Origin of the sequence: Acinetobacter sp. YH12200 (genome assembly GCF_013418175.1) — a bacterium.
In the GTDB taxonomy this organism is placed as follows: Bacteria; Pseudomonadota; Gammaproteobacteria; order Pseudomonadales; family Moraxellaceae; genus Acinetobacter; species Acinetobacter pseudolwoffii.
Genome location: NZ_VPCO01000016.1, coordinates 41970 through 55964, shown reverse-complemented (window position 1 = coordinate 55964; position 13995 = coordinate 41970). Strand labels below are relative to the sequence as shown.

The following is a 13995-nucleotide window of genomic DNA, read 5'->3' as shown; positions in this document are numbered from 1 at the left end:
TATAACATAAATTGATCAAAAAGCAGATCAAAATCTGTCATTAGACGAGTGTATCCAGTGATTCAGCTAGATCCGGAAAATAAAAAGAGCAACTCAGTTCCTCTTTTTATTTAGAGCTCAAAATTATTGAATTGGCTGGCCTTCTGCTGCCCGGTCTTTCAGGAGTTGCGGTGCTTTGAAGCGTTCACCATACTTATTTTCGAGTACCTTGGCACGGGTCAGCGCCTTGGCCAGACCATACTGATTTAAGAATTGCACCGCGCCACCCGTCCAGGCTGCAAAGCCAATGCCAAAAATGGAACCGACATTGGCATCGACCACAGACTCCAGCACGCCTTCTTCCAGACAGCGCACGGTATCCAGTGCCTGCACAAACAGCAAACGATCTATCATTTCCTGTTCAGAAAGATCAACCTCTTTTTTCCAGTGGTTGAGACCCGTCCAGAGCTGCTTTTTACCATTTTCTGGATAATCATAAAAACCTGCCCCGGCAGCCTTACCTTTGCGGTTAAACTCATGAATCATACTGTGAATAACTTCATCTGCGGGTGATTTGGTGATGGTCTGACCTTGTGCTTCTAAGGCTTTGTATCTTTCATTGGCCACATGTTCGGAGAGGGTCAAGGACACTTCATCCTGAATGGCCAAAGGCCCGACTGGCATACCGGCTTTGAGTGCGGCCATTTCAATCCGTGCCGGATGCACGCCTTCTGCCAGCAGGCGCAAACCTTCTTGAACGAACGTACCAAAGACACGACTGGTAAAGAAGCCACGGCTGTCATTTACCACAATCGGTAATTTGCCAATCTGCTGGACAAAATCAAAGGCTTTGGCCAGTGTTTCTGCTGAAGTATTTTGACCCTTGATAATTTCGACCAGCTGCATTTTATCGACCGGACTAAAGAAATGCAGACCGATAAAGTTTTGATCATTTTTTGAAGCCTGAGCTAAATCTGTAATAGGCAGGGTCGAAGTATTTGATGCCATCACGCCATGACTGGCAAGATACTGTTCTGCTTCTTGTGTGACTTGAGCTTTCAGTGCGGGATTTTCAAACACCGCTTCAATGATCAGGTCACAACCGGCCAGATTTTGATTGGATGCAGTCGCTTGAATCAGGCTTAAAACCTGATCTCGTTGATCAGCAGATAAACGTCCTTGAGCTACTTTTTTATCCAGCAGTTTCTGGCTATAAGCTTTACCTTTTTCAGCCGCTTCAATCGAAATGTCTTTTAAAATAACCTGAATGCCTTTGCTGGCAGTCACATAAGCAATGCCTGCGCCCATCATGCCTGCGCCCAGAATGCCAATTTTAGTGGCTTTCCATTTCGCAATCTTTTGGGGACGGCAGGCACCGGATTTGATCGCATTCAATCCATGCCAAAAAGTAGCGATCATATTTTTAGAAATCTGACCGGTGGCCAGATAAGTAAAGTAACGCGATTCAATGGTCAGCGCCGTATCGACATCGACCTGAGCACCTTCTACCGCTGCCGACATGATTGCTTCAGGTGCAGGATAGCAACCTTTGGTTTTATCACGCAGCATCGCTGGGGCAATCGCCAGCATCTGTGCAACTGCTGGCGTTGAAGGACTACCACCCGGAATTTTGTAGCCTTTTACATCAAAAGGCTGTTGTGACTTCGGATTGGCTTTGATCCAGACAATGGCTTTGTCTAAGAGTTCATCGGTATTGTCTGCCACATCGTGAATCAGCCCTAAAGATCGGGCTTTCTCTACACCCAACTGTTTGCCTTCCATCAACAAGGGAAAGGCATTTTGCAGGCCGAGCAGGCGCACGCTACGGACAATACCACCGCCACCGGGTAGTAAACCCAGTGTGACTTCAGGCAGGCCAAACTTGCTTTTAGGGTCATTCAAGGCAATACGATGATGGGCACACAGAGCAATCTCCCAGCCACCGCCCAGTGCTGTGCCATTTAGTGCAGCCACAACCGGAATGCCGCGGGTTTCGATATAACGCATCTGTGCTTTCATCTCTTCAATCATGTTGAAGAATTCAGTCGCATGTTCAGGTGTAGCTTGAATCAGTTCATCCAGATCGCCACCGGCAAAGAAGGTTTTTTTCGCAGACCGGAAAATGATGCCAGTAATATTTTCATCAGCTTTGAGTTTTTCTACGGTTTCAGCCAAAGCGCTACGAAAATCTGCATTCATGGTATTGGCAGACTGGTTTGGAGAATCAAAGGTCAGAATGACGATATTATCTTCAGTTTTTTGATATTGAATTGCGCTCATAAATTTTTATCCAGATCATAATGGGATGAATTTGGCATTAATATCCTGATTAGATTTTAGAAATTTTCCTTATTCCGGAGCCTTTCCAAATTCATCTAAATTCTTGGTTTAAGCTTCAGTTCGACCTGCCTTACGAAATGTATTTCTCATTTAGCAAAAGTAGGCAAAACCATTGTCATACGCAAAATCTATTAATTTTGTAAAACAATGATCTTGCGCTAAAACCAAAGCAGTGCTTTGGTTTTGCTCAGGTTGCATATGACTAAAACGTGAATCAAACACTTTAAATATTTGAGTTAAACCAATTCAATAATGGTGGCGATGCCCATACCGCCACCGACACACAGTGTGGCTAGTCCACGTTTTTTGCCTTGGCGTTCTAACTCATCCAGTAAAGTTCCCAGAATCATCGCGCCTGTTGCGCCCAATGGATGACCCATAGCGATTGCACCACCATTCACATTCACTTTCGCTGGATCAACATTGAGTTCGCTAATAAATCGCATCACCACCGCAGCAAAAGCTTCATTGACTTCAAACAGGTCAATATCATCAATCGTCAAGCCAGCTTTAGCCAAAGCTTTACGTGCTGCCGGGGCAGGGCCGGTCAGCATAATGGTAGGATCAGCCCCGACCAGCGCCGTGGCCAGTACTTTGGCACGCGGTTTTAAACCTTGTTCTTTGATCGCTTGTTCTGATGCGATGAGAACTACGGCTGCACCATCGACGATTCCGGAAGAATTCCCGGCATGATGCACATGATTCACCGTGCCAACTTCAGGATATTTTTGTAGGGCGATGGCATCAAAGCCCATCTGTCCCATGGTCGCGAAACTAGGATTGAGTTTGCCTAAGCCTTCAGCAGTTGTGGTCGGTTTGATAAATTCGTCTTTGTCCAGAATCACCACACCGGCCTTGTCTTTGACCGGGATAACAGAAGCGTTGAAATAACCATTGGCTTGTGCGGCAGCGGCTTTCTTCTGGGATTGCTCGGCAAACTGGTCTATGTCGGTGCGGCTATAACCGTCAATCGTGGCAATCAAGTCCGCGCCAATACCTTGCGGAATAAAATCACAGGCCATATTGGTTTCAGGATCCAGTGCCCAAGGGCCGCCATCGGAACCCATCGGCACGCGGGACATGGATTCGACGCCGCCTGCAACGACCAGATCTTCCCAGCCAGAACGGATTTTTTGTGCAGCCAGATTGACAGCTTCCAGACCGGAAGCACAGAAACGGTTGATTTGTACACCGGCGACATCATTGTCCCAACCCGCTGCGATCGCCGCGGTTTTGGCAATATCGGCGCCTTGATCACCAATCGGAGTGACACAACCCAGCACAATATCATCGACTTTTGATGTATCAAATTGATGACGTGCCTGAAGTTCGTTAAGCAAGCCAGTCAGTAATGAAATGGGTTTGACTTGATGTAAAGATCCATCTTTTTTACCTTTTCCGCGTGGCGTGCGAATGGCGTCGATAATATATGCCTCGCTCATAGCATGTCCCTTTTATTAATTTGCTGAAAATTATTCTAATGACTCGAGTGTAATACTTAAATTTTGAAGTGCAATGACGAGAACGGACCAGATCATTTGATGATTTTTGCCAATAAAAAAAGCCCAGGTCTGGAAACCTGGGCTGGAGAAGAGGATATCCAGAATTTTAATTAATGATAACCATGCAACTGGCGATATAGACCTGGGGTTACACCGGTCCATTTCTTGAAGGCACGATGGAAGGTACTGGTTTCACTGAAACCGACCTGCTGCGCGACATCTTCGAGGGTTAGATCTGGATTCAATAACAGATGAATCGCGGCATCACGGCGCAGGGCATCTTTCACGCCTTGATAGCTTTTACCTTCGGCTGCCAGACGGCGGCGCAAGGTTTGAGGAGATAAATACAGCATTGACGCGACATCGTTTAATGTCGGCATTTCTTCGCCAATCTGGCTCTTCAATACATCACGGATTCTTGAGGTCAGCGAGTTGGTATTTTTAAACTTCACCAAGAGCTGAGCAGGCGCAGCTTTCAAGAATTCCTCTAAGGTTTCTTCATTCTGACGGATCGGCAGGTCCAGATAGTCCGCAGCAAAGGTGATTTCGGTGCGTGGCATGTCGAACTGCATTACCGGCGCAAAGAACAGGGCATCATATTCATCGGCATGGGCTGGACGTGGATAGCTAAAATGCACACGTTCCAGCGGTAAACGACGTTCAATCAGCCAAGATGCCAGACCATGCCAGATCATCAGCATGCTTTCGGTAATAAAATGATCCGGATCCATCGCATTTGGAATGAGGGGCACCAGACGTGCTTCGTGTTTGTCACGTTCCAGGGTCACCGACCAGTCATCACCGAAGAGTTTATAGAACTGCGAAGAAAGTTCCAGTGCATCACCTAAGGTTTTGGCATGAATGATGAGCTGACACATGATGGCAAAAGTGCCCAATCGGCGTTGCTGTTTGTCAAAGCCAACATGCTCGTCCTGGGTCACCATCCATAACATTTTAATAAAGCGGGTATATTGTTCAGGTGAAATACGGGCTTTAGGTTGATGCAGCAGTTCTGCTTCAATTCCGACGTGAGACAATAAAGTATCGACATCCATGCCTAAGCGCTTGACGCCAGATAAGGCTGCATTGACGAAATGGATACTGATCGTATCACGACTCATGTTTAATCCTTCAGTCTCTTTAATGTTCACTAATATTTGACCTAAATGACGAAAAATAATAAAGCAATGGCAATTTACAAGAACACCTTTGCCATTTTCTTACATATTAGATTGCCGAAACTATCAAGGTAAATGGCTGAACATGACATTGTTTTTATGCATTTATGTTTCTATGATGCTGAAAAAAGCAATATAAGTAGAGCAAATACTCCAATGTCATATACCTTAAAAGGATTGAAAATTCTAGACTTTTCTACATTATTGCCGGGCCCATTCGCGACATTATATCTGGCTGATCTCGGCGCCGAGGTTGTGCATATTGAATCACCGACCCGCCCGGACCTGTTGCGATTAATGCCCCCCTTTGCCAATGGACAGGCCACTTCACAGAGTTATCTGAACCGAAACAAGCAATCGGTAGCACTGGATTTGAAAGATCCGACCAATATCGAACTGGTCAAATCCAAGATTGCAGATTATGACATTGTGATTGAGCAATTCCGTCCCGGCGTGATGCAACGGCTTGGACTGGACTACTTAATCTTAAGCGAAATTAACCCCAAATTAATTTACTGTTCCATCACTGGTTATGGCCAAACCGGTACTTATAAAGCGAAAGCAGGACATGATATTAATTATCTGGCCTTGTCCGGTATTGCTGGACACAGTGGCCGGATTGAAAGTGGGCCACCTGCTTTAGGTATTCAGGTTGCCGATATAGCCGGTGGTTCCATGCATGCCGTAATTGCGATTCTGGCGGCGGTGATCGAACGCCAGCGCAGCGGTAAAGGTCAATATATTGATATTTCCATGACCGATTGTGTGGTCACCATGAATAATCTGGCCGCATCCGCCAGTCTGGCTGGCAATCAGCATCAACGACCTGAGTCTGGCTATCTGAATGGCGGGACTTTCTATGACTATTATGCAACACAGGATGGACGTTATCTGTCGATTGGCAGTCTGGAACCTCAATTTATGCAGGGATTGGCCCAGGCTTTAGAACTGCCGATTATTCTAGAAAAAGGCAATTCTTTTGCTCCAGAAGATTGTGCTGCGGTGAAACAGGTAATTCAAAATAGAATAAAGTCAAAACCATTATCGGAATGGCAAACACTATTCGCAGCGCTGGATGTCTGTGTCGAGCCGGTGCTAAAACTTGAAGAAGCTTTGCATTCTGATTTAGCGCAACAGCGAGAATGGCTAGTACAGGTTCCATTAAAACCTGATAGTCAGCAGACCGAAGCACAACTGGCCTGTCCGATTAAATTTTCACGTTCAAAGATACGTTATGATTTTGCCGGTCAGTTTTTGGGTGAGAGTGAAAAATGGTAATATTTTTAATTATTTAAAAGACAAAAAGGGTAAAAGATTGAAATATCACTATATGAAGATAACTGCTAACGATTGATGAATTAAAGCATTATTGCTTTAAAACTACACTAAATGCGCTAAACCGTGATATCAGTGAAACTTTGGCAGGCTTATCAATAAAACAGCTATGAAATATGTATAAAAAGCATTTTATTGATAGGTTTAATCTCGCTATCCTTGCGATCGATATAATAGAAACTACTAGCAGCTGTACGCCATGTATTTATATACTGATTTCGATCAGCAACTGATTAATGAACGTGTTGCACAGTTCCGTGACCAAACGGAACGTTATTTAGCCGGTAAACTCACCGAAGATGAGTATCGTCCGCTTCGTCTGCAAAATGGTCTGTATGTACAGCGTTATGCGCCGATGTTACGTATTGCAGTGCCTTATGGTTTGATGAACTCAAAGCAACTGCGTAAAGTGGCTGATTTGGCTAAAGAATATGACCGTGGTTACGCGCATATTTCGACCCGTCAAAACATCCAGTTTAACTGGCCGGCACTGGAAAACGTGCCAGATATGCTGGCTGAACTGGCGACCGTGCAAATGCATGCGATTCAGACTTCAGGCAACTGTATCCGTAATACCACGACGGATCAGTATGCCGGTGTAGTGGCTGGTGAAATTGCCGATCCGCGTCCGACCTGTGAATTGATCCGTCAATGGTCAACTTTCCATCCGGAATTTGCCTTCTTGCCACGTAAGTTCAAGATTGCAGTCTCTGCGCTTGAAGAAACCGATCGTGCCGCCACTGCATTCCACGATATCGGTGTATATATTGTGCGTAATGAAGCCGGCGAAATGGGCTATAAAATCAAAGTGGGTGGTGGTCTTGGCCGTACGCCAGTGATTGGCAGCTTTATCCGTGAGTTCCTGCCACGTGAAGACCTGATTGCTTATCTTGAAGCAGTGCTTCGTGTGTATAACTTGCATGGTCGTCGCGACAACAAATATAAAGCCCGTATCAAAATTTTGGTCAAAGCTTTAACGCCAGCGGTATTTGCTGAGAAAGTTGAAGCTGAATTTGCGCATACTGTTAAGACTTTGAAAATCGATGCAGATACCTTGGCAAAAATGGATGAAAACTTCACCCCATTTGATTATCAAGATTATGCAGATGAAGATTTTACTGAATTGTTTGCGCAATATCCAAAATTCAAACAGTGGTTCAATATCAATACCAATGCCCATAAAGTGAAAGGTTATCGTATTGTGACGATTTCACTGAAACGTGCCGGCATTGCACCGGGTGATGTCAGCACTGAAGAAATGAACCTGATTGCAGACCTTGCCGATCAGTACACTTTCGGTGAATTACGTACCACGCATGAACAAAATATCTCGTTGGTCGATGTGCCGCAAAAAGATTTGTTTGCTGTATGGCAAACCCTTGAACAAAACAACCTGGCACGTGCACATATCGGTTTCTTGACCGACATCATCTGCTGCCCGGGCGGTGATTTCTGTTCATTGGCCAATGCAAAATCGATTCCGATTTCTGAAGCGATTTCACGCCGTTTTGATGATCTGGATACCATTTACAACTTGGGTAAACTGGACTTGAACATCTCTGGTTGTATGAATGCCTGTGGTCATCACCATGTCGGTAATATCGGGATCTTGGGTGTTGATAAAAAAGGCGCTGAATTCTACCAGATCACGCTTGGCGGTAATGCAGACCATGATGCCTCAATTGGCGACATTCTTGGGCCGTCATTTGCAGCAGATGTGGTGCCGGATATTGTAGAAGAAATTCTAAATACCTATCTTGATCTACGTCAGGACGCTGAAGAGTTTATCGATACTTATCGCCGTGTTGGCATCCAACCATTCAAGGAGCGTGCATATGCTTAATACCGCACTCGCAGTGCTCTCTAAAGATGGCACAGTGACAGAAAATACTTACCAGCTCATCGGTGAAGAGGGTGTTTTACCACAAGGTGATGTGGTCCTGACGGTAGATCAGTTAGATCAACTTCGCCATGTTTCAGGTAAAAAAGCATTGTACTTAACCGTTGATGCTTCACCTGAAAGCAATGAATTTCCGCTAGCTCAATTAGATGCAATCTTTATTGAATTCGCCGGTTTTAATGATGGCCGTGGCTATTCATTTGCAGCACTTTTACGCCGTCAAGGTTTTCAAGGCGAACTTCGTGCCACTGGTGATGTATTCAAAGATGTGTTGAACTACATGAAGCGTTCTGGTTTCGATACTTTCGTGATTAAAGAAGGTAAAGACATTCAGGAGGCGGCTGCCGGTTTAAATGATTTTAAAAATCCGTACCAGGCATCGACCGCGGTGAATCAGGCAAATTATCAAACAGGTGCCTAACCTGAGGGTTAAAAAGCTTGTCTGTAAATAAGTCTATTTTTCTTATAAACAAAAAGCCTGCAATGCAGGCTTTTTGTTTGCTTTAGACGATAGATATGATTGTTTCTATACTATCCTGAATGCTTTAAATTGCTGCGAATTGCTGTAGCATAAGTATCTTTATGCTGAGAGTAACGCGAGCAGAGCGCTAATTTTCGAGTATGCAAAATCAATCAAGAGGGCGATTTTAATGGGATCGTCATCTGATTTATTTTTTTAATTTTTTCATGATGAAGTGACTTGTCTTTATGCAAAATTCTATCCGTATTGGTATTGCTGGTTATGGCAACTTGGGTCGTGGCGTTGAAACCGCCATTCAAAAGAATCCAGATTTACAACTTGTGGGTATTTTTACCCGTCGTGCGCCTGAAACGGTATCTCCTTGTTTCGCAGCAACCCAAGTGTTCCATATGGACTCACTGACAGATTTCCAAGATAAAATTGATGTGCTGATTTTATGTGGCGGTTCAAAAGACGACTTACCGCAACAAGGTCCGATCTTGGCCAGCCAGTTTAATATTGTCGATAGTTTTGACACCCACGCACGTATTCCTGAATATTATGCAGCGGTCGATGCACCTGCAACAGCCAGCAAGAAAACTGCGATGATCTCTATTGGTTGGGATCCAGGCATGTTCTCGATTAATCGCTTATTTGGTGAAGCTTTACTGCCAGACGGTGAAACCTATACTTTCTGGGGCAAAGGCTTAAGCCAGGGTCATTCAGATGCCATTCGTCGTGTAGAAGGTGTGAAAGCAGGGGTGCAATATACCATTCCTTCAACAGAAGCAATTGAGAAAGTACGTAGTGGTATTCGTCCAGTATTAACGACCAAAGAAAAACATACCCGTGAGTGTTATGTGGTGCTTGCAGAGGGTGCAGATGCAGAAGCAGTGAAGCAAGCGATTGTGACCATGCCGGATTATTTTGCCGACTATGACACGACTGTGAATTTCATTGATGAAGCAACTTTAGCACAAGATCACCAGCGTATGCCGCATGGTGGTTTTGTGATTCGTAGTGGAAACACCAGTGATGCACATAAACAAGTGCTTGAGTTTTCATTAAAACTAGAAAGTAATCCAGAATTTACAGCCAGCGTTTTAGTTGCTTATGCACGTGCAACTTATCGTTTAAATCAAATGCAGCAGTATGGTGCAAAAACAGCATTTGATGTGGCACCGGGCTTGTTGTCAATGAAATCACCTGAGCAACTTCGTAAAGAAATTCTTTAAGTCTTATCATTTAAAGTACAGCTTTGAATATTTGACGATAAAAAGCCTCCAATCGGAGGCTTTTTGATTTCTAAAATTCCCCCTCCTTTATTAAAGGATGAGGAACGATGTTCCGCAAGAGGGGAGGATTTCTAAAATCCCTCTAAATCTCTCTTTTAAAAGGGAGACTTTTAATTAAAGCAACTCAATCGCCACAGCAGTCGCTTCACCGCCACCGATACAAAGTGCAGCAATACCACGTTTACCACCGGTACGTTTCAGCGCATGAATCAAAGTCAGGATAATACGTGAACCGGTTGAACCGACAGGATGACCGAGGGCACAGGCACCGCCATTAATATTGACTTTTTCAGGATCAAGCTTGAACTCATCCATTGGACACATGGTCACCATGGCAAAGGCTTCATTGATTTCCCAGAGGTCGACATCTTGAGCATTCCAACCTGCTTTATCGAGAACCTTTTGAATTGCACCCACTGGCGCTATGGTAAATTCAGAAGGATGCTGTGAATTTGAAGCATAGGCAACAATTTTGGCCAAAGGATTTAAACCTTTTGCTGCGGCATGATCCGCTGAGCTAATCACCAGAGCTGATGCACCATCAGAAATTGAGCTGGCATTGGCAGCGGTAATGGTACCGTCTTTGGCAAAGGCTGGACGCAGGGTTGGAATTTTATCAATATTGGCATTGAAGGGTTGTTCATCTTTATCAACAACCACATCACCTTTACGTGTTTTTACCGTAACTGCTACGATTTCATCAGAAAAATAGCCTTCATTCACAGCAGTTTGTGCACGTTTCAATGAGCGAATGGCGAAATCATCCATCTGTTCGCGAGTATAGCCTTTGGTATTTGCCATATCTTGGGCAAATGAACCCATCAAACGACCAGTCTCGGCATCTTCAAGACCATCAAGGAACATATGGTCTTTGATTTCACCATGCCCCATACGGAACCCGCCACGTGCCTTAGGCAGCACATAAGGTGCATTGGTCATTGATTCCATACCCCCTGCCACAACAATATGTGCAGAGCCGGCTTTAATCATATCGGCTGCTTGCATCACTGCTTTCATGCCAGAACCACATAGCTTATTAATGGTTACTGCCCCAGTCGAATCCGGAAGACCTGCCTGACGCATCGCTTGACGTGCAGGTCCCTGTTTTAAACCTGCAGGAAGAACACAACCCATAATGACTTCTTCAATATCTGCGGGTTGTAAACCTGCACGAGCAATTGCTTCTTTAATTGAAGCGGCACCAAGTTCAGGAGCAGTTACACTGGCAAGGCTGCCTTGAAAGCCACCCATGGCTGTACGTGCACCATTGACAATCACGATGTCGGTCATTGTTATATCTCCGTATAAGTTTTAATTAATTTCTCAAACATAAGCAGTATATTGAAAAAAAACTAGGATTGAAGGGTTAATCGCAGTCAATCTTAAACTGGATAGTTCTGTTAGCATGAGGAGAGGCTTTCTACCCGGATATGCCCCATTTTACTCAGTACAATACGCTGCTGGCTGGAAAGTTGAGCAGAACAATAATAGAAACTACCATTCGAACCAATCGGAAGGGCGGTATGTGCCTGATAAGTGACACTTGGTGAACTTAATGCGCCTCGCCAACTCAGGTTGCCATATTTAAGATTTAGAGCATCAATGTGTAAAATTTGTTCGCCTGCATCGACTTGCCGGTTTTTATTTTTATCAATAAAGACCAGTATATTTTTATTCCATTGATTGGGGTGACAGCTGAGTGAATCCTGACTGGGACAGATCACAATATTCTGGTGAAACACGGCAGCCTGACTACGTGCATAACGGTTAACCGCAGATAATTTGATAGGAATCTGTTTGGCTTCCTGTCTGGACTGATATTCATGAAAGTAAGGCAGGGCAATACTGGCCAAAATTGCAAGCACTGCAACACAGATAATCAATTCAACAATAGTGAACGCTCTTGTTATTTTTCTATACATAGAGTTACCTGATTTATATATTATTTTTATAGGAAACATGTTATTAATTATGCGTTTTTTATGCTTTGTTGAGCGTGTAATTTAGCTGTTACTCAAAATTCAAGAAAGCTATTAAAAAATAATTGGCAATCACAATAGGTCATTCAGAATAAAAAATTGAGTAAAAAATTACTGAATTACAACGGAAATTGTAAGTAATTTTGTCAATAATTTACTTGATTAAATTAATCAAGCACTTGGAAAAATAATAAAGTGTTTGTATGATGCCATGTGAATAGCTTAAGAATAAAACTGGGGTAATAAAAAGCCTATCTCAGGATGGCCTATTACGGGCTTGAGCTTGAACAACAATTGTTATCTCTGGAGGATAAATCCATGAAAATGAGTCGTATTGCTTTAGCTATGCTTGTAGCTGCACCTTTTGCTGCTGCAAATGCAGGCGTAACTGTTACTCCGTTGATGTTAGGTTATACATTCCAAGACACTCAGCACAACAATGGCGGTAACGATGGTGAGTTAACAACTTCTGGTCAAATGGAAGATGATTTATTTGTAGGTGCTGCTATTGGTGTAGAACTTACTCCTTGGTTAGGTTTTGAAGCTGAATATAGCCAAGTAAAAGGCGATATGACAGGTCTACCTGGTGCTGAATACAAAGGTCAGAATATTGCAGGTAACTTCTATGCAACTTCTGATGTATTCACTGGCAACTATGACAGCAAAGTAAAGCCATACATGCTTTTAGGTGCGGGTCACTACAAATATGAATTTGATGGTGCTGATGAAGTTCAATTAGGTCGTGTTGGTCGTGGTTTTGAAGAAGAAGGTACGCTAGGTAACGCGGGTATCGGTGCATTCTGGCACATCAACGATGCATTGGCACTACGTACTGAAGCTCGTGGTACTTACCACTTTGACGAAAAATTCTGGAACTATACAGCACTTGCTGGCCTTAACGTAGTTCTAGGTGGCCGTCTGAAGCCAGCTGCTCCAGTAGTAGAAGTTGCTCCAGTTGAGCCTGTAACTCCGGTTGCTCCAGCTCCACAAGAGTTGACTGAAGACCTGAACATGGAACTTCGTGTGTTCTTTGATACCAACAAATCAAACATCAAAGATCAATACAAACCAGAAATCGCGAAAGTTGCTGAGAAGCTAGTTGAATATCCAAACGCTACTGCTCGCATCGAAGGTCACACTGACAACACTGGTCCACGTGCACTAAACGAACGTTTATCTCTGGCTCGTGCTAACTCTGTTAAATCTTCACTTGTGAATGAATACAACGTAGATGCATCTCGTTTGTCTACTCAAGGTTTCGCTTGGGATCAACCGATTGCTGACAACAACACTAAAGAAGGTCGTGCTATGAACCGTCGTGTATTCGCGACGATCACTGGTAGCCGTACTGTACTAGTTGAAGGTCAACAACAAGCTCAATAATTAATTATTGAATTGTTAAAAAAGTGGCTCCTATGAGCCGCTTTTTTTATATCTGAATTTTGACTACACTACCTAGGCACTGAAAATGTAGTTGAGTAAAAGCGTGAGTATAGAAATTCCGGAAGATTTACAAAATCTGGAAGCCAATAGCGGAATTTTCTCGATCTGGATGATTTTCCATCATTATGGAATTGACCTGCATATTCCGGACTTGGTTCAGCTCTGTCGTCACAATCCGGAAATGGGAACTTCAACTATTGCCCTTGCAGTGGCTTTGCAGACGCTGGGACTGGATGTTGCTTTTTTTAGCGAATATGATGCAGATAAACAGCCAGTCGAGCTTGATTTTTATCAACAAGCACAGACACTTAAAATACCTGTTGAAGAGCGTGTGATCTCTTATACAGAAGTCCAGCAGCAGGTGGAAGCAGGCCGTTTCGTGATTGTTTTCTACGATACCTTAGAAGGGGTCGGTAATCATTCACTGATCTATGCAATAGATGAACATGAGATCAGTTTCTTTGACAGTTTTGATGCGATGCCGGCAGATGTATTCGAGCAGCAGCGTCAGGCAGAGGGGATCTGTCAGCAAGTGATTGTGATCGATGACCGTAATTTTGTCATGCGGCATAACTAATCTAAGA

The 13995-nt window shown here is 43.9% G+C and carries 11 protein-coding genes; 6 read left to right on the top strand and 5 right to left on the bottom strand.

The annotated features are described in order from the left end of the window. Nucleotides 1–123 precede the first annotated feature (123 nt). From FTU90_RS11485 to FTU90_RS11475, 3 genes are all read right to left on the bottom strand, one after another. Nucleotides 124–2259, bottom strand: coding sequence for a 3-hydroxyacyl-CoA dehydrogenase NAD-binding domain-containing protein (locus FTU90_RS11485; protein ID WP_180072697.1), 2136 nt, complete (start codon nt 2257–2259; stop codon nt 124–126). 296 nt (nt 2260–2555) lie between these two features. Next, complete coding sequence (locus FTU90_RS11480) at nt 2556–3761, bottom strand: acetyl-CoA C-acetyltransferase (protein WP_180072695.1); 1206 nt, start codon at nt 3759–3761, stop codon at nt 2556–2558. 170 nt (nt 3762–3931) lie between these two features. After that, entirely contained in the window at nt 3932–4942 is a 1011-nt protein-coding gene (locus FTU90_RS11475) for an AraC family transcriptional regulator (protein ID WP_005169495.1), read from the bottom strand. A gap of 213 nt (nt 4943–5155) precedes the next feature. Here FTU90_RS11475 and FTU90_RS11470 point away from each other — a divergent pair, with 213 nt between their 5' ends. From FTU90_RS11470 to FTU90_RS11455, 4 genes are all read left to right on the top strand, one after another. After that, the gene (locus tag FTU90_RS11470) at nt 5156–6277 is read left to right on the top strand and encodes a CaiB/BaiF CoA-transferase family protein (RefSeq protein ID WP_180072693.1); all 1122 of its coding nucleotides are present in this window, start codon (nt 5156–5158) and stop codon (nt 6275–6277) included. A gap of 256 nt (nt 6278–6533) precedes the next feature. Further along, nucleotides 6534–8177 (top strand): nitrite/sulfite reductase, encoded by a 1644-nt coding sequence (locus FTU90_RS11465; protein WP_005098006.1) that lies wholly within the window; start codon nt 6534–6536, stop codon nt 8175–8177. Further along, the gene (locus tag FTU90_RS11460; protein ID WP_005098005.1) at nt 8170–8655 is read left to right on the top strand and encodes a DUF934 domain-containing protein; all 486 of its coding nucleotides are present in this window, start codon (nt 8170–8172) and stop codon (nt 8653–8655) included. Before FTU90_RS11465 ends, FTU90_RS11460 begins: the two co-directional genes overlap by 8 nt. 287 nt (nt 8656–8942) lie before the next feature. Then, complete coding sequence (locus FTU90_RS11455) at nt 8943–9929, top strand: diaminopimelate dehydrogenase (RefSeq protein ID WP_074383493.1); 987 nt, start codon at nt 8943–8945, stop codon at nt 9927–9929. A 174-nt stretch (nt 9930–10103) separates the two neighbouring features. Here FTU90_RS11455 and FTU90_RS11450 read toward each other — a convergent pair whose 3' ends face one another. Continuing rightward, entirely contained in the window at nt 10104–11279 is a 1176-nt protein-coding gene (locus tag FTU90_RS11450; protein ID WP_159516686.1) for a thiolase family protein, read from the bottom strand. Between the two features lie 110 nt (nt 11280–11389). Continuing rightward, complete coding sequence (locus FTU90_RS11445) at nt 11390–11911, bottom strand: GspH/FimT family pseudopilin (RefSeq protein ID WP_159138650.1); 522 nt, start codon at nt 11909–11911, stop codon at nt 11390–11392. 375 nt (nt 11912–12286) lie between these two features. Here FTU90_RS11445 and omp38 point away from each other — a divergent pair, with 375 nt between their 5' ends. Together omp38 and FTU90_RS11435 are read left to right on the top strand one after the other, a co-directional pair. After that, nucleotides 12287–13351 (top strand): outer membrane protein Omp38, encoded by a 1065-nt coding sequence (gene omp38 / locus FTU90_RS11440; RefSeq protein WP_159138651.1) that lies wholly within the window; start codon nt 12287–12289, stop codon nt 13349–13351. 103 nt (nt 13352–13454) lie between these two features. Then, on the top strand, nt 13455–13988 hold the full coding sequence (locus FTU90_RS11435) for a peptidase C39 (protein ID WP_159138652.1): 534 nt from the start codon (nt 13455–13457) through the stop codon (nt 13986–13988). Nucleotides 13989–13995: the final 7 nt, after the last annotated feature.

Coding starts and splice junctions, on each gene's coding strand:
- FTU90_RS11485 (WP_180072697.1), bottom strand. CDS start 2,259: ATGAGCGCAATTCAATATCAAAAAACTGAAGATAATATCGTCATTCTG.
- FTU90_RS11480 (WP_180072695.1), bottom strand. CDS start 3,761: ATGAGCGAGGCATATATTATCGACGCCATTCGCACGCCACGCGGAAAA.
- FTU90_RS11475 (WP_005169495.1), bottom strand. CDS start 4,942: ATGAGTCGTGATACGATCAGTATCCATTTCGTCAATGCAGCCTTATCT.
- FTU90_RS11470 (WP_180072693.1), top strand. CDS start 5,156: ATGTCATATACCTTAAAAGGATTGAAAATTCTAGACTTTTCTACATTA.
- FTU90_RS11465 (WP_005098006.1), top strand. CDS start 6,534: ATGTATTTATATACTGATTTCGATCAGCAACTGATTAATGAACGTGTT.
- FTU90_RS11460 (WP_005098005.1), top strand. CDS start 8,170: ATGCTTAATACCGCACTCGCAGTGCTCTCTAAAGATGGCACAGTGACA.
- FTU90_RS11455 (WP_074383493.1), top strand. CDS start 8,943: ATGCAAAATTCTATCCGTATTGGTATTGCTGGTTATGGCAACTTGGGT.
- FTU90_RS11450 (WP_159516686.1), bottom strand. CDS start 11,279: ATGACCGACATCGTGATTGTCAATGGTGCACGTACAGCCATGGGTGGC.
- FTU90_RS11445 (WP_159138650.1), bottom strand. CDS start 11,911: ATGTATAGAAAAATAACAAGAGCGTTCACTATTGTTGAATTGATTATC.
- omp38 (WP_159138651.1), top strand. CDS start 12,287: ATGAAAATGAGTCGTATTGCTTTAGCTATGCTTGTAGCTGCACCTTTT.